The sequence below is a fragment of the Paraburkholderia terrae genome (assembly GCF_002902925.1).
Classification (GTDB): domain Bacteria; phylum Pseudomonadota; class Gammaproteobacteria; order Burkholderiales; family Burkholderiaceae; genus Paraburkholderia; species Paraburkholderia terrae.
Genome location: NZ_CP026113.1, coordinates 214,277 through 232,544, shown reverse-complemented (window position 1 = coordinate 232,544; position 18,268 = coordinate 214,277). Strand labels below are relative to the sequence as shown.

Annotated in this window: 14 protein-coding genes; 4 read left to right on the top strand and 10 right to left on the bottom strand. The window is 62.0% G+C overall.

The window, feature by feature from the left end; translation table 11 throughout:
- The first annotated feature begins 84 nt into the window (after window positions 1-84).
- On the top strand, window positions 85-1,005 hold the full coding sequence (locus C2L65_RS30780) for an AEC family transporter (protein ID WP_042306599.1): 921 nt from the start codon (window positions 85-87) through the stop codon (window positions 1,003-1,005).
- Between the two features lie 9 nt (window positions 1,006-1,014).
- Here the strand turns inward: C2L65_RS30780 and C2L65_RS30775 are convergent, their stop codons facing one another.
- Both C2L65_RS30775 and C2L65_RS30770 read right to left on the bottom strand, forming a co-directional pair.
- On the bottom strand, window positions 1,015-1,647 hold the full coding sequence (locus tag C2L65_RS30775) for a DsbA family protein (RefSeq protein ID WP_042306774.1): 633 nt from the start codon (window positions 1,645-1,647) through the stop codon (window positions 1,015-1,017).
- Window positions 1,648-1,805: 158 nt separating this feature from the next.
- Window positions 1,806-2,537, bottom strand: coding sequence for a FadR/GntR family transcriptional regulator (locus C2L65_RS30770; RefSeq protein WP_042306598.1), 732 nt, complete (start codon window positions 2,535-2,537; stop codon window positions 1,806-1,808).
- Window positions 2,538-2,791: 254 nt separating this feature from the next.
- Between C2L65_RS30770 and C2L65_RS30765 the strand changes: the two genes are divergently transcribed.
- Both C2L65_RS30765 and C2L65_RS30760 read left to right on the top strand, forming a co-directional pair.
- Entirely contained in the window at window positions 2,792-3,898 is a 1,107-nt protein-coding gene (locus C2L65_RS30765; protein WP_007584561.1) for a mandelate racemase/muconate lactonizing enzyme family protein, read from the top strand.
- A 45-nt stretch (window positions 3,899-3,943) separates the two neighbouring features.
- On the top strand, window positions 3,944-4,885 hold the full coding sequence (locus tag C2L65_RS30760; protein ID WP_042306597.1) for an AEC family transporter: 942 nt from the start codon (window positions 3,944-3,946) through the stop codon (window positions 4,883-4,885).
- A gap of 54 nt (window positions 4,886-4,939) precedes the next feature.
- Here C2L65_RS30760 and C2L65_RS30755 read toward each other — a convergent pair whose 3' ends face one another.
- From C2L65_RS30755 to C2L65_RS30725, 7 genes are all read right to left on the bottom strand, one after another.
- Window positions 4,940-5,461 carry a GlcG/HbpS family heme-binding protein gene (locus C2L65_RS30755; RefSeq protein WP_042306596.1) on the bottom strand — a complete coding sequence of 174 codons (522 nt, stop codon included), beginning with the start codon at window positions 5,459-5,461 and terminating at the stop codon, window positions 4,940-4,942.
- Between the two features lie 342 nt (window positions 5,462-5,803).
- Window positions 5,804-6,478, bottom strand: coding sequence for a response regulator transcription factor (locus C2L65_RS30750; protein WP_042306595.1), 675 nt, complete (start codon window positions 6,476-6,478; stop codon window positions 5,804-5,806).
- Window positions 6,479-6,718: 240 nt separating this feature from the next.
- Entirely contained in the window at window positions 6,719-7,672 is a 954-nt protein-coding gene (locus C2L65_RS30745; protein ID WP_042306594.1) for an alpha/beta fold hydrolase, read from the bottom strand.
- Between the two features lie 51 nt (window positions 7,673-7,723).
- The gene (locus C2L65_RS30740) at window positions 7,724-8,602 is read right to left on the bottom strand and encodes a LysR substrate-binding domain-containing protein (RefSeq protein WP_042306772.1); all 879 of its coding nucleotides are present in this window, start codon (window positions 8,600-8,602) and stop codon (window positions 7,724-7,726) included.
- A gap of 205 nt (window positions 8,603-8,807) precedes the next feature.
- Window positions 8,808-14,762 carry an ATP-binding sensor histidine kinase gene (locus tag C2L65_RS30735; RefSeq protein ID WP_042306593.1) on the bottom strand — a complete coding sequence of 1,985 codons (5,955 nt, stop codon included), beginning with the start codon at window positions 14,760-14,762 and terminating at the stop codon, window positions 8,808-8,810.
- Between the two features lie 155 nt (window positions 14,763-14,917).
- On the bottom strand, window positions 14,918-15,757 hold the full coding sequence (locus tag C2L65_RS30730; RefSeq protein WP_042306592.1) for an enoyl-CoA hydratase/isomerase family protein: 840 nt from the start codon (window positions 15,755-15,757) through the stop codon (window positions 14,918-14,920).
- A gap of 70 nt (window positions 15,758-15,827) precedes the next feature.
- On the bottom strand, window positions 15,828-16,517 hold the full coding sequence (locus tag C2L65_RS30725; protein ID WP_042306591.1) for a type 1 glutamine amidotransferase domain-containing protein: 690 nt from the start codon (window positions 16,515-16,517) through the stop codon (window positions 15,828-15,830).
- Window positions 16,518-16,814: 297 nt separating this feature from the next.
- Here C2L65_RS30725 and C2L65_RS30720 point away from each other — a divergent pair, with 297 nt between their 5' ends.
- A complete protein-coding gene (locus C2L65_RS30720; protein WP_042306590.1) occupies window positions 16,815-17,156 on the top strand; it encodes a winged helix-turn-helix domain-containing protein in 342 nt (113 codons plus the stop codon).
- 82 nt (window positions 17,157-17,238) lie between these two features.
- On the opposite strand, the gene C2L65_RS30715 is transcribed toward C2L65_RS30720, so the two are convergent.
- Window positions 17,239-18,216, bottom strand: a complete 978-nt coding sequence (locus C2L65_RS30715; protein ID WP_042306589.1) for an SDR family NAD(P)-dependent oxidoreductase — start codon at window positions 18,214-18,216, stop codon at window positions 17,239-17,241.
- Window positions 18,217-18,268: the final 52 nt, after the last annotated feature.

Here is an 18,268-nt window from a genome sequence, read left to right as displayed (position 1 = left end):
TTGAGGATTGGCCCGGCACATCACCCGCGAAATCTTGCACACGCAACTGCATCCGGACGTCCCATCTACGCAGGGAGCGCCATCATGCACATCGCAAGTCTGATATTGCCGATCTTCGCGATCATCCTGACGGGCTGGCTCGCCCGCGTAGGGGGCTATCTGCCGCACACGGTCGCCGGGCCGCTGATGCAGTTCGCCTACTACGTCGCGATGCCGGCGCTCGTCTTTCTGACCGTCGCTAAAGAGCCGCTCGAATCGCTTCTGGAGTGGCGCTTCCTCGCCGCGTTCGGCGCAGGCTCGCTGATCTGCTTCGCCGCCGCGCTCGTCGTCGCGCGCACCGTGCTGCACGCAAGCCTCGGGAAAAGCGCCATGCTCGGCGCGATCGTTTCGATGACGAACACGGGTTTCGTCGCGCTGCCCATCCTCAAAGCGCTGCAAGGTCAGCATGGCGTGCTCGCTGCAGCCGTCGCGACGGTGTTTGTCGGCGCGATCATGTTTCCCGCCCTCGTCGTGCTGCTCGAAGTCGATCAGCAGACCGGTTCGCGCAAGATGCGCGGCGGCGCGCTCGCGAAGCAGATCGGCACGAACCCGGTGATTCTTGCCACGATTCTCGGCTTGTTGTGGTCGGTCGGCGGGCTCACGTTGCCCGCGCCCGCTGTCACCTACCTCGGCATCCTCGGCGAAGCGCTGACGCCATGCGCGCTGTTCGCCATCGGCCTCGACCTGTCGATCGACGAACTGCGCGGCCATCTGAGCCGCTACGCGTTGCTCGCGGCACTCAAGCTGATTGCAATGCCGCTCGTCGTGTATGGCCTATGCGTCGCGGTCGGGCTGGACAGAACGACGACCCTTGCGGCAGTCATCTGCGCTGCCGTGCCCACGGCCAAGAGCGCCTACGTACTCGCGGTCGAGTACGACGTCGAGAAGACATCGACGGGCGCCGCCATTTCGACGACGACGCTGTTTTCCATCGTGACGCTGCTGGCGTGGCTCTACTTGCTTTAGACGCCGCTGCTATGCGGCCAGTGACTCGAGCGCCCGCGTGACCTGCCCGGCCGTTGCATAGCCCGAAGTGAGACGGCCAATCTTTCCGTCGACTTCAACGAACAACGACGGAAAGCCTTGCACGCCCAGGCGGCGCGTCAGAGCGAAATCGCGCTGTGCGGCATCGATAGCCTCGTCCGAGCTGAATACTTCGAAGAACGCATCGGCTGTCACCGCGATGCCTTGCTCCGCGATCGCCTTCGCGCCGATTTCCGCGAGCACCTCGCCATCCGTCGTATCGAGTCCGTCGACGTAAAACGCGCGTTGAAACGCACGGAACACCTTCAGCAGATCGACGCCGGGCGCAACCATCCGCGCCGCCACGACAGCCCGGCAAACCGGCTCCGTATCGTAGACGAAGTCCTTGCGTGCCATCAGCGCTTCGCGGTTGAACTCCGCGCCGCTCATCTGCTCGACGCGCGCCCAGTGCGTGAGCCTGAACTGTTTCGCTGCGTCATCGAGCACCTGAGTCGATCCCGCCGCCATGCCGCCCACGACAACCTGCACTTCGAGATCCGGCATGCTTTGCGCAATCGCGCTCATTTCCTTGCCGAAGCCATAGCACCACGAGCACATCGGATCGCCGACAAATATCAGTTTCATACGCTGTTCCATCCTCATCTGATCAGGCGCGGCCCGGCGGGCCACGCGTATCAGTCGGCTACGCATCGCCGACGCACGGGCCGACTATACGTTCGACGCACCAAGAGATGAACGGCGTACGACTCACATCACTCTTTACACGGTGTAAGTACGCGGGCTCAGAAAAACGAAATGTCGTACCCAAAGCGCGATGCAGCGCTCACGATATGCCGCCCCATGAGTTCGCGCGCAGCCGCGGCGTCTTTGTCGATGAACGCCTGAATCAGCGTCTCATGCTCCGCACGCGCCGTATTGGGAATCTTGCCGAACATCGGCCCTTGCCGCGCGAAGTTCGCCGCGATCAGCGGGCGCATCGGTTCGAGCACGATGCGGATCATCGCGGCGAGATAGTCGTTGCCCGACGCAGCCGCCACCGCGCGATGAAAGTCGAGGTCCGCGTTGACGGTGTCCGATGTCGGCGCGCCTTCGTAGCGCATCCGTTCGACGGCTGCCTGAATCGGCTTGAGCCTGCGCGGGGTCATGTGTAGGGCTGCAAGCGCGGCGGCCTGGCTCTCCAGCACGGCCCGCACTTCGAACATGTTGCGGATCGTGTCGTCGCCTTCCAGCAGTTGCGAACTCACCGGCTGTAGCGGTTCGGACGGCTGGCGCGCCGCTGCGACGAACGCGCCGACTCCTTGGCGCGACTCGATCAGGCCTTGCGCGCGCAGGCTCGCAATCGCCTCCCGAACCACATTGCGGCTGACCCCGAAGTTCTCGGAAAGAAAGTGCTCGGTAGGCAGACGGTCGCCGGGCTTCAGCCGCCCGGACGCGATCTCGTCGCTCAGCGAGCGTGTGATGTGCTCCGCGAGATGGGGCCGCCGTTCGACGCGCCGCACGTTGAGTTCGCTCATGGTCGTGTAAGGGCTGTTGCTTGTCTTCTTATTCTACATCCTGACGCAAACGCAGCCCTTCCCCGCGTGCAGCGCCTTACCCATCATCACGCGCAAAGCGCTGTCATCAAGCCCTATGTTGCACGCCGCGCTCAAGTGATTTGCACAAAAGGAACAACTTGTTCACTTGAAGGACAACAGGATGTCTCATACCATGCAAAACATACGGCGGGCTTTCGCCGGTCCGCTCCGCAACCCGATCGAGGTACGTCCAGATGAAAATTGCCAGCATCGAAACCATTCCCCTGCGCATTCCCTTTACGACGGGCGGACCGTCGGCGGGCGGCGTGTGGGGACCCAAAGACCTGCAAGTGGTCGACTCGCTCGTCGTCAAGGTCACCACGGACGACGGCACTGTCGGCTGGGGCGAAACCTTCGGCTTCACGGCGATCCCCGCCGTGAAGCTCGTCATCGACGGCATGCTTGCGCCTGAACTGATCGGCCGCGACGTCGCGCTGCGCGAGAAGTCGATGTTCGAGTTGCAGAAGAAATTCCACGTGTTCGGCCGCAGCGGCGCGTTTATCTACGGCCTGTCGGCGATCGATATCGCGCTGTGGGACATCGCGGGCAAGGTCGCGAACCAGCCGGTTCATCAGCTTCTCGGCGGTGCCGAGGCGACGTCGCTGGCTTGTTACGCGAGCCTGATCCGTTACGCCGACCCGGAACTGGTTGCGCGCAACGTGCGGCGCGCGGTGGAAAGCGGCTACCGGCATCTGAAGCTCCATGAAGTCACCGTCGAAACCGTGCGCGCCGCGCGTGAAGCGGCGGGCCCCGACATCGAAATCACGCTCGACGTGAATTGCCCGTGGACGGTTCGCGAAGCGCTCGACATGACCGAGCAATTCCGCCCGTTCAATCTGCGCTGGATCGAAGAGCCCGTGTGGCCGCCCGAAAACTACGCGGGTCTCGCCACCGTCCGCAAGCAAGGCGGCATTCCTGTCGCGGCGGGCGAAAACGCGTCGACGTTGATGGACTTTCAGCATCTGCTCGAAGCCGGTTCCGTCGATTTCATTCAGCCCAGCCCAGCGAAGATGGGCGGCATCACGGAACTGCAAAAGGTCTTTGCACTGGCGAACGCGCACAACGTGACCGTCATGGTTCACACGTTCTACGACGGCCCCGGCCTGCTCGCGAGCGTGCATGCCAGCGCGGCGCTCGGCGGCCCGAAGTCGCTGATCGAATGGCGCTACTTCGACCTCGAAGCGCAGCTCTATGGCGACGCCATCATTCCGCGCAATGGCCGCATCGACGTGCCGCAAGGCCCCGGCCTCGGCATCGAGCCGAACCCCGATGTGATTCGCGACTATCGCATCAACCTTTAAACGAACACCGTTACGGCATCGCATAACAACACTTGGAGTCAGGAGATGTTAGACAGGATTGTTGGTCCGCTTTTACCCGTTGCGTTTGTGATCGTGCTCGGCTTTATCGCCGGCAAGCGCAAACGTCTGAATCATTCGGACAGTCTGCTGATCAGCCGGCTCGTGCTCGGCTGGATTTTCCCGGCGTTGCTGCTGGTCGGCATAGCGAGCACGCCGCGCTCGCAGCTGTTCGACTTCAAACTGATTCTTGCGACGTTCATCGGCATCATGGGGATGTATACGATCGCGCTGCTGCTCGGCTGGTGGCGCTATCGCGAACTGAAGGCGGCGACGCTCAAGGGCTTCGTCAACGGCTATCCCGATGCAGCGTTCATGGGCATTCCAATCCTGCAGGCGATGTTCGGTCCTGGCAGCATCTATTCGGTCCTCATTCTCAACCTGATCGCAAGCCTCGTGATGATTCCGTTGACGACCATGCTGCTGACCGTCGCAAGCGGAGAAGGAAGCGGCACGCAGGCGTTTCTGGCGAGCATCAAGAGCGCCGTGCGCCGTCCGTTGATGTGGGCACCGGCGCTTGGCATTGTCTGCTCGCTGCTGCAGATCAAGTTTCCGCCCGTGCTCGCCGAAGCCTTCAATCTGCTCGGCAAGGCAACGCCAGGCGTTTCGCTGCTTTGCCTCGGGCTGATCATGTCGTCGGTCAAGCTGAAGCTGTCGAGCGAAGTCTGGGCCAACCTCGGGCTCAAGCTGTTCATTCACCCGCTGTTGATGTTCGCGGCGACTGTCCTGCTCGGCGTGCATGGTCTCTACGCGCAACAGATGATCCTGCTTTGCGCACTGCCGTCCGCGACCATTCCCGCGATGTTTGCGAACGAAGCGGGTGCCTATCAAAGCGAAGCCGCGACGTCGATTCTCATCAGCACGGTGCTTTCGATCGTCACGTTCTCGGCGGCTATTTATCTCGTCGATGGTGGCCTCGCGGCTGCATAAAGACGCGTAGCGAAGCGCCCGCTTCGCTACCACATCACATCCCGCGCAATGCGATCAGTGCGGCAGCCGGTTCGCCACTTTGGCGACACCCGCAGCCGCACACACTTCATCCTTGTCCCCGCCCGGCGCCCCGCCGATTCCCAGCGCGCCCACCATCTCGCCGCCCGCCTTGAACGCTACAGCACCTGGCAGTGCAATCACGTTGTGAACCGTTGCGAGTTGCGGTGCGTAAGGACTCGTTTTGACCAGTTCGAAGAATCCGCTCGAACGGTCGAAGCCGAATTCAGGCCCCAGCGTGACGACCGTAAAGGCTTTTCTGAAACTCGATTCGCCCGTGTGTACCGTCGCGTGATCGCCGCGTATGACGACTTGCGGCACACCGTCCATATCGACCACCGTCGCCGTCACCCAGTACTGCTTCTGTTCACACACGCGAATCGCTTCTTGCGCTGCCTCGACGGCGAGACTGGTCGGCAACGTGTAGTGATATCCGGGCTGAGGCTGCTGTTGCGCATGCACCGGCATACACGTGATCGACAGGCCGCAAAATAACGCGAACGACAAGGGGAATTTCATATCAACCTCCAACATGGATCATGTAAAGAACACAACGGAAGCGGACGACGACCATTGCGCAAGCGAACGCACTTCGGCTGCGCAACGGCTGTATTGAGCGCAAGAATATTGGTCTGAAACGCAATGCTATTGACGATGCCGACGCGAATAGAGACAGTCTCATTCTTCTCCAACCTCTTCAAATGCCGTTCAGGCCTTATTTCAACGGAGTGCAAAATTATTGCCCCGTTTCCGGCATTTGTAGGCGCGAATTTGACGAAAGAGATGAAACTGTCTTTTGAACAGATGGAATAGGTGTTGGCACAACGAGCACGAACGGCGTAAAGCGCGCCGCGCCGCGAATCAGTTCGAACTCGTCTGCCGTTGATCGATACCAAGCGCCTCTGCTTTTCGAACGAGGTCGGGAAGCGAGCGCGAAGCCATTTTCTTCATCACCTGGCCGCGATGAATTTTCACGGTGATTTCGCTCAGATGCAGCTCATAGGCAATCTGCTTGTTCAACATGCCGGACACCACGTACTTCATCACCTCACGCTCGCGTTGCGTCAGCGATTCATACGACTCTTGCAGCGTCGCCAATGCGTGTTCCGACTCGCGTCGCTCGGCATCGCGCTTGAGCGCGTGAGCGATCGCGTCGAGCATGTCCTGATCGCGGAATGGTTTGGCGAAGAAATCCAGCGCGCCCGCCTTCATCGCCTTGACCGTCATCTCGATGTCACCATGCGCCGTGATGAACAGGATCGGCATGCGCACGCCGCAGCGATGCGCCTCCTGCTGGAACGCAAGACCACTCTCGCCTCGCAGCCTGACATCGAGAATCAGGCAACTGGGTGCGTCGTACTTGGGAAACGCGAGGAAATCCTTGGGTGACTCGAATGTCTCCACATGCAGACCTACCGAGCGCACCAGCCCATTCAACACAAACCGGATCGATTCATCGTCGTCGATGACATACACGACTGACGGCTTGCCTTCGCCATTTCTTGTGATCGAAGTCGAACTCGGTCCTAGGACCATTTCGCCTCCTTATTAACGAGTGAGGAATCCTTTTCGCAGACTGCGGATTGTCTGATGCAGATACAGCAACACACTACATTGTTGTCCCAAACGACGACGAGCGCAAAGCAAAGTCGCGCGTGGATTGCTGTGTGAAGGGCTAAAGTGAGGCGGGCGTCAAACAAGAGACGATTGGATGCTATCGCGTTGCGCGCAGCGATTGCAGCAGCAACTGCACGTAACGTTAAACCTATATTTTGCTTATTGGTTTTTGACTGCAAGAAATCCGCGTATCAGCTCGGCAATTTCATCGGGCTTTTCGTCGAGCGCGAAATGTCCCGCATCCAGAACGTGAATCTCGGCCTTTGGAAGATCGCGCCGATATGCGTCCGCTTCCGCCGGCAGGAACGACGGATCGTAACGGCCCCACACAACAAGCGTTCTCGGCTGCGTCTTTTGCAGCCACGCTTGCCAGCGCGGATAGGACGCTACATTGGTTCGATAGTCGTAGAAGAGATCGCTTTGAATTTCACGCTGTCCCGGACGGCTAAGGAACGCGTATTCGTCCGTCCATAGATCGGGATCGTACGACTCCACGTTCGGACTGGTACCGATGTGGCGCTGCTTCGCCGCCTGCAACGACATCAGGTTTTGCTCGACGGCTGCCTGGTTCGCCTGACGGTCGGCCCAGAACGCGCGGCGGGTGTTCCATAGCGGGCCAAGCCCGTCCTCGTGCGCGACGGCATTCTGGATGATCAGCGCGTTCACGCGCTCAGGGTGCGCCATCGCAACGCGAAATCCGACCGGCCCGCCGTAGTCCTGCATATAGATCACATACGACTTGAGTCCAAGCGTCTCGACGAATCGGTTCGTCACGGCCGCGATATGGTCGAACGTGTAGGCAAAGCTAGTGGGCGCGGGCGCATCGCTATGTCCGAATCCGGGAAAGTCGGGCGCGACCAGATGATACTGATCGCCGAGCCTTTTCAACAACGGCTCGAACATGCGTGACGACGAAGGAAAGCCGTGCAGAAGAAGTACCGTGGGCGCATCGCGCGGACCCGCTTCGCGATAAAAGATAGATAGGCCATCCACGTTTGCGACCCGGTATGACACGCGGCTGTCGTGCCATGTCTGGCCCGAAGCAGGCGCACTGCTGATCGCGGCAGTCAGCAATAAACCAAACAACGAGCGGATTCGAACCTTTCCCATCATGCGCTGCTCCAGGTTGAATGTAGCGAGGTCCTTCAAACGGCAAACACGAGATCAAGGCAGCGGCCCAGCCTCGGACCGCGCGACATCGAGAAACGCACGCATCGCATTCGACAGATAAGCGTCGCGCCGCCGCACGAACAGCGTCTCCATGCGCGCCGTGTCGGATGCGAGCGCGTGGACCGCGACGTGATTCCTCTGCTCCGCATTCGACACGATTCCTCGCGGCAACAACGTAATACCGATGCCCGCCGCGACGCACGAGAGGATCGCCTCGATCGAGCCGAATGCAAGCGCCGCGACCGACAGAATGCCCATTTCGGCGAGCAGCAAATCGAGTCGCTCGCGATACGAACAGCCCTGGCTGAATACGATCGTCTTCAGATTTCCAACGCTTCCCACTTCGTTCAACGAGCGCATCGCCGCCGGTGTGACGAGCACGAGTTCCTCGCGGAAGACCGTCTCGACATCGAGGCCGGGATCGTCTTGCGGGCCTGCAACGAATGCGCCATCCAGACGGCACTCGGCTACGGCGTCCGTCAGCCCATCGCTCGTACCCGTCGTCAACGACAATCCGACTTGCGGATACAGGCTCGCGAAGTGACTCAGCGCACGGCTTAGCTGAAGCGCGCCCGTGGTCCATAACGCACCAATCGCGAGCGTGCCGCAGGGCGGACCATCGTCGAGTGCGGCAAGCCGCGCGTCGGCGACCAGCCGGGCCGCTCGCGCCGCATAGGGCAGCATCCGCTGCCCGGCGGGCGTCATCCTCACGCCGCGCACATGCCGCTCGAACAGCGCGACGCCCACCTCGCCTTCGAGGGACCGGATTCGTCCCGTGACATTCGACTGCACCGTATGCAGCTCCAGCGCTGCGCGGCTCATGCTTCCGAGGCGAGCGACAGCGTCGAATACCTTCAGATCCGCCACGTCCATGATGTACACCCGATGAATCGCCATCGAGCGCAAGGGCTCGCGTCGATGTCTTTCGTGTTAGCTCATTTCCCTTGATCCAACGGGAATAGCCTAACGAGGGCGCAACGGGCGCACCAGCCTACTATTGCTTGGACTTTGACCCACCATCGCATGACGTGCTCATACCGTCGTATGTGACGGGCAGGCACGATAAACGCATGCGTCTTCAGCCAGCGGCATCGCCGGACGGAAGCGTGAAATGGAAACGCGCGCCGCCGTGCATCGAGACGTTATCGGCGGCGATGCGCCCGCCGTGCGCTTCGATGATCGTGCGGCAGATCGGCAAGCCCATTCCCATGCCGTTTTCCTTGGTCGTGTAAAAGCTCTGGAACAGCCGGTTGAGGTCTTCCGGCGCGATGCCGGGTCCGCTGTCTTCCGTCGCGCAGTAGACGGTCGCGTCCTCGCGCGTTTCCGTGCGGATCGTGATCTTGCGCTCGGAGCTGCCCGCCTGCTCCATCGCCTGCATCGCATTGACGAGCAGATTGACGATCACCTGCTGCAACTGGATGCGATCGGCGAACACCATCGGCAGGAAGGCGGCACGCTGGCGCAACACGATGACGCCGCGCGACTGCACTTCATGCTGCAGAAAGATGAGGGCTTCGTCGATCAGTTCGTCGAGTTGCGCGACCGCGCGCTTCGGCCCGCGCCGAAGCGCCATGCCCCGGATGCGATCGACGATGTCCACCGCGCGCCGCGCATCGGCGCCGATGCGCACGTTGATTTGCCGCGCCTCCGCGACGTCGGGCACGGCACGATCGAGCCAGCGGTTGCCGATCGCGCTGTTCATCGCGATAGCGGAAAGCGGCTGGTTCAGTTCGTGCGCGACGGAAGCCGTCAGTTCGCCCAACATGGAAATGCGCGCGGCGTGCGCGAAGTCGGCCTGGAGCCGTTGCAGCATGTCCTGCGCGCGCACGCGCTCGGTCAGATCGACGAGACTGATGAGCGCGATGCCCAGATCTTCGGCGGAACTCGGACGCGCGATCGTAAAGAGAACGTCGATAATCCGCCCGTCCAGCGTGGGCAGCTTGGTCGTTTCCTGAAAAATCGCCTTGCCACCATAGCGGCTTTCGAGCGCCCGCCGAAACGTTCCGGGGCTTTCCCGCCAGACCCACGGCAGCGGACCCAGCAACGCGCTCCTGTCTTTCGCGCCGAACATCTGTGCCGCGTGGTGATTGACCTCTTCGACAATCAGCATTTCCATCGCACGGTCCAGCCAGCCGGGATGGTCGTCGATATACGCGGACAGATCGTCGACGCCTTGCGCGCGCAACTCCGTGAGCAGCGCCATCAAGGGCTGCGCCTCGATCTGCCAGAGTCCCACGGGCATATCGAAGAACAGGCTGCGATAGCGGTGCTCGCTGCGTTCGAGCGCGGCATGGGCCCGCTTGCGCACCGTGATGTCCTTGAGCGCGCCGAGCACGCGCAAGCTGTTTTCCGCGTCGACCACGACGCGCGCCACCACCTGCAGGTGCCGGATCGACCCGTCGGGCATCAGCAGCCGGTGTTCGACGTCGAACGGCTGGCGGTCGTGTGTCGCGCGGTCGAAGGCGAGGCGCACAAACGTGATGTCGTCGGGATGCACGCGGCCGAACATCATGTCGACGGTCGGATTGGCGCCGGCGTCGAAGCCGAAAATCCGGAAGCTCTCTTTCGACCAGATCAGCTCGCCGCTCGACACATGCCAGTCGAAGCTGCCCGTGTGGCTCAGTTGCTGCGCGTCGGCCAGCAGCGCTTCAGCATCCTGCAGATCGGCGTAGAGACGCGCCGTTTCGAGCGACAGCGCAGCCTGCGACGCCAGTAGCCGTAGCACCGCCGTGCGGGCGGGCGTGAAGGCATCGGAAGTCAGGTTGTTTTCGAGGTAAAGCACGCCGATCAGCCGCGTCTGCTTGACGAGCGGCAGGCACAGAATCGAACGGCAATCGTGACGGCGCACGTACTCGTCCGACGAAAACGGACTGCGCGCCGACGCATCGTCGAGCAGCACGCTGTCTCCCGTGCGGATCACATAGCGCAGCACCGATTCGGGAAGCTCGCTGCCCGTCGCGCGAATTTTCGGCAGGCGCACGTCCACGCCGTCATGCACCGTCGTTGCTTCCGCTTCGATTCGCAACTCGTTGCCGCGCTTGAAGATCAACAAGCCGCGATTTGCGCCCGCGTGCTCGAGCGCGAGCACCATCAGCGTGTGGATCAGTTCGTTCAGGTCGATGCCGCTGAAGATCGCGCGCGACACGTTGACCACGGTCGCGAGATCGAGTTGTTCGTTCGACGTCGCGATCGTGCCTTCGAGACTCGCCGGCTCATGCCGCAACTGAGCGTACGTTCGTGCCAGTTGATGAACCTTGCCTTTCGCGCCCCAGCGTTCGTAGCAGGAACGCGCATTGAAAAGGTAGGTGTCGGCGATGGTTTCGAGGCCGCGCGCCGCATGAAACTGCGCGGCCAGTTCATGGGCGAGCGCCTGATACTGGATGAAGCCGTGCTCCCGCGCCGCGCGTATCGCTTCCTCATAGAAATGCATCGCATCGGAATCACGGCCTTCGATGCGCGCAATTTCCGCGGCGAGCAGCGCATGACGGTGACGGAAATTCTCCGGACAATGCGTGTTCCACGATTCGAACTTCGCCAGTTTTTCCGCGAGCCGGTCACGCCACGCCTGTTGCTCTTCCACGCTGGCAGCGGGATAGCGCGCCGCCAGCGTCAGCGCGTCGAAGAAGTGAAAGGTCGGTTCGATGGGCAGCGCCATCGCTGCGCCCAGCATCGGCGCCGCTTCGATCGCGGCCTTCGACGCATCGTCGTACCGGCCGTCGTGAAACGCGAGGATCAGCTTCATGATGTGATAGAAGACGATCCCGCAGCCGAAATTCGCTTTCTCGATCGCGCTGAAACAGGCGGCGTCGTCGAACATCGCGTCGCCCAGCTTGAGCGGGTCAGTCGTGAGGCCGCGCAGGCTAGCGACGAATTGCTGTTCGAGCCGGATCGTTTCGAGCACGGCGTCGTTGTGACTTTGCCGCGCGAACGCGGCATGCTTCTCCGATAGCGGCTGAACCTCGTCGAGCACGGCACCTTTCTCGATGGTTTGCCATACCGTCGTGAAGGCGAGGTATCCGGCGAACACGAGGTCGCCCACTTCGAGGCACGCCACACTCGCGCGCTCCAGGATCGGCAGATCGGTCACGATATGCCTCCGCCAGAAGTTGATGTGGTTGCCATGCAGGTGCAACAGCTTTCCGTAGAAGCGCCGGTTGTCGAACTTCTCGTTCAGGCGCAGCGACATGTCGGAAAACTGCACGGCAGAGGGAATGTCGCCGAGGCTCGACACCAGCATCAGCGCGTAATTGCCGTAGGCAAAACTCGAGTTGTCGGTATTGCCGTGCTGCAGCGACAGGATGACGGCCTTCAGCGTGATGAGCGGATAGTACGCAGGCCGCGCGATAAAGGCGCACGGCATCGCTTCGACCAGAAGATCGACCACCGCGCGTATGGCGGGGTCTTGCGCGACGGGCGCATCGACGAGTTCGCTGATCGCCCGTCCCGCGAGATACGACGGAATCTGCCGCAGCACGGCAGCGACGGCGGGCCCGACATCGTGTTCGACGTCGGGAAGCAGCACGCCGAATTCGCGCAGCGCAAGCCGGGCGACATCGAAGCTCTCGTCGAATCGCCCGGCCACCTGGTAGGCCGACATGCGCAGGCCGAACACCTTCGCGCGGTCCAGATTCGAGCGTGCGCGCTCCAGCAGCATGTCGAACAGCGCGTCCGCATCGGTGAAATCGCCGGCGAGGTATTCGCATTCCGAGTAGGCCAGATACAAATCGAACGTGCTCTCGTAGCGTTGCGTCCAGGCATCTTGCGAAAGCAACGCGACGCCTTGCGCCAGATAGCGTCGCGCCGATGCATATGCCGTCGATCGCATTGCACGCCTGCCCGCCATCAGGTTCAGCGCGACGGTGCGCTCGCGTTCTTCGTCCGTCTCGATCAACGCGGCGCCGCGATTGAGCTGGTTGACGATATCGAAGATCGATTCTTCGAGCGCTTCGGGCGCCGTCCGCGACGCGAGCGCCCGGCCGATCCGCACATGCGTCGCCGCGCGCTTCTCTATCGGAATGAGCGCGTAGGCCGCTTCCTGTACGCGGTCGTGCGCGAACGCGTAAGCCCCCTCAAGACGAAAGATGAGGCCCGCTCGCACGGCCAGCCACAGCTTGGCGTGTATCGACGCCTCCGGTTCGCCATGCACGAGCGTCAGCGTCGCGAAGTCAGCGGCGTTGCCGAGGCTCGCAAGCTGCCCCAATGCTTCGCGTGTCGCATCGGGCAGACGCGTCAGCTTTGCCGCCATCAGGTCCGCGACGTTCTCGGTGAAGCCCTTCGCGCGGATACGCGGCAAGTCCCAGCTCCATCGCGAAGCGTCGTGGTCGAAGGCAAGCAGCGATTCGTCGGCGAGCGTGGTCAGGAACTGGATCGCGAAGAACGGATTGCCGCCCGTCTTTTCGTACACCATCTGCGCGAGCGGGGCCGCCATCGCTGTCGGGCAGTGCAACGCATCGGCGACGAGTTGCGCGACACTGTCGCGCGAGAGCGGCGCAAGCTCGATCCGATGCACGTTGCCGCCAGCACGAGCGATCGCACCAAGCGTGCGCGCGAGCGGATGCGCGTCGTCGACTTCGTTGTCGCGATAAGCACCGACCAGTAGCACGTGCTTCACATCGGGGTGCGTGACAAGATGTTCGAGCAGATCGAGGGTGGCGGTATCGAGCCACTGCAGATCGTCGATAAAGAGCGCGAGCGGATGCTCGTGCCGCGCGAACACACCGAGAAAGCGGCGAAACACGATCTGAAAGCGGTTCTGCGTCTCTTGCGGCGGCAGTGCCGGAACGGGCGGCTGCTCGCCGATGATGAGCGCAAGCTCCGGGATCAGATTGACGATCACCTGGCCGTTCGGCGCGAGCGCATCCAGCAGCGCGCGCCGCCACGGTTCGATCTCCGCATCGCTCTTGCTCAGCAGATCGCGCACCAGCGACTGGAAGGCCTGGGCGAGCGGCACATACGGAATATCCCGCTTGTACTGATCGAACTTGCCGGATGCGAACAGACCGCGCGGCGGCACCAGCACCTTGTGCAACTCGTTGACGACCGACGACTTGCCGATGCCGGAATAGCCGGAGATCAGCACCAGCCCGCTCGGGCCGCCCGCGACGACCCCGTTGAACGCCGCCACGATCTCGTCGATCTGCGCCTCGCGCCCATACAGCTTTTCGGGGATCAGCAGCCGGTCGGAAGCGTCGCGCGTGCCGAGCGCGAACGGCACGATCTCCTCGTTCGTTTCGCAAGCGGCGAGGCACGCACGAAGATCCGCCTCGACGCCAGCCGCCGTCTGATAGCGGTTTTCCGCCGTCTTCGCGAGCAGCTTGAGCACGATCTGCGCAACAGGCGCCGGAAGGTCGCTCACGCGCTCTTCCGGCGGCACAGGCCTGCGTGCGATATGGCAATGAATCCACTCCATCGCATCGGCAGCCGCGAAAGGCAGCGCGCCCGTGAGCATCTCGTAGAGCGTGACGCCGAGCGAGTACAGGTCGCTGCGTGCGTCGATCGAGCGGTTCATGCGGCCCGTCTGCTCCGGCGCCATGTAGGCAAACGTGCCAGCGATGATTTCAGGCGACGCTGGCGGCTGATGCTCGAGCAGCAGCTGCGACGCGATGCCGAAGCCGGTGAGCCGAACGCTATCGTCGCCGTCGACGAGCACGTTGGCAGGCTTGATGTCCTTGTGAATGAGGCCGCGCCCATGCATCTGGCCGATCGCATGGGCGAGATTGGCGGCGATGCGCAGGCATCGCGTGAGATCGAGCGTCTGGCCGAGCAGGCGCACCAGCGGGTCGCCGCCGTCGTCGTCGAGAAGCAGCATCGGCGGCACTCTGCCGAGGTCGAGCGCGACCGGCTGCGCGGCCCAACGCGTATCGAGCAGCGAGGCCAGCTCGTATTCGTGTTCGAGGCGCGTGACACTTTGCGACGCCGGGCGCGTGGCGATCAGCGCGAGCAGCGAGACAGGGGTGTCGGGCCGCAAGGCGCGACACAACGATAGATCGCCGTCGTCGTGGAGCAGCTCCAGCTGAAACCCAGTGAAGTCCATGACGAAGCCCCGGTTTCGCTTCACGTAACGAATCGGGAATAGCCTAACATGCAAGAATGCGATCGCGCCCCGAAGGGCCGCGTTGCTGGAAACGACGGTTGCGGCCACAACGGGCGCGCGCAACCGTCATCGGAGAAACGCGTTGTCTTGCGGGGTTAGCGCCCCAGCGTGCCCGTGTAATAGCCGAGCCGCGCTTCCACATCGTGGTTCTTCTGCAGCCCGAGCTGCATCAGCTGCGCGATCCGTTCCTGCGCCTGCGGACGGCCAACCGATGCGATGAAAGCGTCCCATTCGGGCGCGACGTCCTTGTCGGGCGGCAAGGTCACGGCATTCACCTGACGCTTGATCGCGACGAGCGCCTCTCTATCGAACGACGCGATTCTCGATGCGAGCCCGTCCACGAATGCGTCGAGTTCGCTGTCCGCGAATGCGCGGTTCACGTAGCCGTAGCGCTCCGCCAGTTCGCCGTCGATATCGCTGCCGCTCAACAGCACTTCCAGCGCGCGCCCGCGCCCGATCAGACGCGACAAGCGATTCATCGGGCCGCCGCCCGGCACCAGCGCGGCGCCGACTTCCCACTGCGAAAGCAGCGCCTTTTCGCGGCTTGCAAAGCGCATGTCGCTGGCGAGCGCCAGTTCGCTGCCGACGCCCGTCGCGCGGCCTCTGATCGACGCGATCGATACGACGGGCGCCCGTCCCAGCCGCGAAAGCATGTCCGGCAACGGCGGCATGCCTGTCGGCCCCGGCGGCATGCTCGTGGTCTCCTGCAACGGGGGAATGAAGTCGTAATGCGTGAGGAAGAAATCCGGCACCGCGCTTTCGAACACGACCACCTTGACCTCGGGATCGGTTTCGAGCGCCGTCACGACGGCATTCAACTGCGGCATCGAGTCCGGTCCGAAGATATTGAAAGGCGGGTTATCGATGATGACGCGCCAGTAAGCCTGGCTGCGACGTTCAATCCGAAACTGCTGATGCGAACTGGCGTTGGCCATATCACTCTCCATCCTTCAGGCTGAAGCGGCCCTTCTTTCGGGGCAGCCAGGTTCAAGGGCGCAACGCTCGTTATTTCGAATGAAGCTGATCGAGCACTTTGAGCAGATCGCGCGCACCGGCCGTGGAGGAAGCAGGATTCTGTCCCGTGACGAGGCGGCCGTCGACAATCGAAAAACTCTGCCAGTCGTCGACCTTCTCGAACAGTCCGCCCAGCCGCTTCAGTTCGTCTTCGACGAGAAACGGCACGACCTTGGTGAGTTGCACGGCTTCTTCTTCCGAATTCGTGAACCCGGTCACGCGCTTGCCCTTGACGAGCGGCTCGCCATTCACCTTCACATGCCGTAGCACGCCGGGCGCATGACAAACGAGCGCGACGGGCTTGCCGGCGTTGTAGAAATTCTCGATCAGCGCAATGGAAAGCGGGTCTTCCGCCAGATCCCACATCGGGCCGTGTCCGCCCGGATAGAACACCGCGTCGTAGTCGTCCGCTTTGACCGTGCTGAGTTTCACCGTGTTGGCGAGCACCTTTTGCGCGGCGGGATCGCTCTTGAAGCGCTCCGTCAGCTCTGTTTTACCTTCTGGCGTGTCGCTCTTCGGATCGAGCGGTGGCTGACCACCCTTAGGTGAGCTGACGGTTATGGTGACGCCAGCATCGAGAAACGTGAAATACGGAGCCGCGAATTCCTCTAACCAGAAACCTGTCTTTTTCCCGGTGTTACCGAGTTGATCATGGGACGTCAACACCATCAGGATCTTCATTGTCGCACTCGCTTGATGAAAGAATGATGTAGCTCCCGATTGAACGGGGCGATCCACGTAGAGTGGCAAGTGCAATATAGCCCTTGCCGGTAGCGCCGACAAACGAAGGGCCGTGCGCTAATACCAAAGTATAGGTGTCGATACGTATGTGCTATCGACTCGCTGGACCACTTGCGGTTTCATCATTCCAGGTGCCGCATCCGTCCCGCCGACAGACCGTTCGCCTTTGCGACCCTCGCGCTTTCAGAGCAGATGCGGATCATTCGAGAAGCAGTTGTCTACTCGTGAGTTACGAACATGAAGGCCAGTAGCATCGACGTCAATCTGTCGACCCGGGAAATCCAGGTACGTGGGACAGCCATCCCGTTGGGCAGCCGCGCATTCGATATTCTTACCGTGCTGATGGCAGCGCACGGCCAGGTCGTGTCACTCGAAGATATTCTTCGTAAGGTGTGGCCCGACACCGTCGTCGAGGAATCGAACATACGCGTGCATGTTTGCGCTTTACGCAAGGCGCTTGGCGAAGACCGGCGCCTGATTCAGAACATACCGGGACGCGGCTACCGGTTGACGCCTAAATGCGACATGCCGGCTGCGAGAGTCGGCATGTCGATGGCGATGGCGAGCGAAGAGCGGTAGCCGGTCAACTGTCCGAACTGGTTGCATCTGCAAGCGAACTGCGTTGCGGCGCAGTTCGTGCAGTGGCCAGAGCGCTAAAGCGTCAGAACGATTCGCCGATCATTTCTTCCGTCTTGCGCCACAGCGCCTCTGCGTTAGCTGCGTCGAGCGCGTATTGGCGTACGCCTTCGCTGACGGGCGTAATGACAACGTCGTCGGCAACGACTTCGCTCACGTGGCAGTTCTCGCAGTATCGGCCGCCGACCTCTTCCGGCGAGGCGACCACTGCCGCCCACATCGAAGTCGCGGCGCCCTGCGGAACGCTCTTGAACTGGAACGGCGCCTTTCCTTCGGACGCAAGCTGACTGTTGATTCTTTCCAGCAGCCCGGCCATTTGCCCTTCGTCCATATGGCGGGCGAGTTCCGTCTGAATGCCGCCCGGATGGACCGCTGCCGCGCGCACGCCGCGTGCCTGATGCCGCCGATCGAATTCGACCGCGAACAGGATGTTCGCCGTCTTCGCGCGTCCGTATGCAACGAAGGGATCGTAGGGCGTGCGTTCGAAGTTCGGGTCGTCGAGATCGACGTTCGCGAAACGGTGCCCCGACGATGCCAGTATGACCACGCGCGCCCCCGATCGCAGAAGCGAAGCAAGACGATTCACGAGCACGAAGTGGCCGATATGGTTCGTGCCGAACTGCGTTTCGAATCCATCCGCTGTTTTGCCGAAGGGCGTCGCCATCACGCCCGCATTCGCGATGATCACGTCGAACGGTTTGCCTTCGTTCAGCAGCTTGTCGGCGCATGCGCGCACGCTCTCGAGACTCGCGAGATCGAGCGAGACCAGGTCGATGCTGCCTTCAGCCGCGGCCGCGTCGCGGCGCGCAGCGGCGATGGCGCTCGCCGCCTTGTTGAGGTCGCGCGCAGCGCCAACGACGTTCGCACCATGCGCGGCCAGCGCACGCGCCGTCTCCACACCGAGCCCCGCCGACACGCCCGTGACGAGAATCCGCTTGCCGCGTAAATCGATGCCCGCAAGCACGTCGTCTGTCGTCGATGTCGCACCCAATTTTTCAGCCATTTCCGCCTCTCTGTTCGCAGTAAGGTTGACGTTTCGCGTCATGAGGGATAAA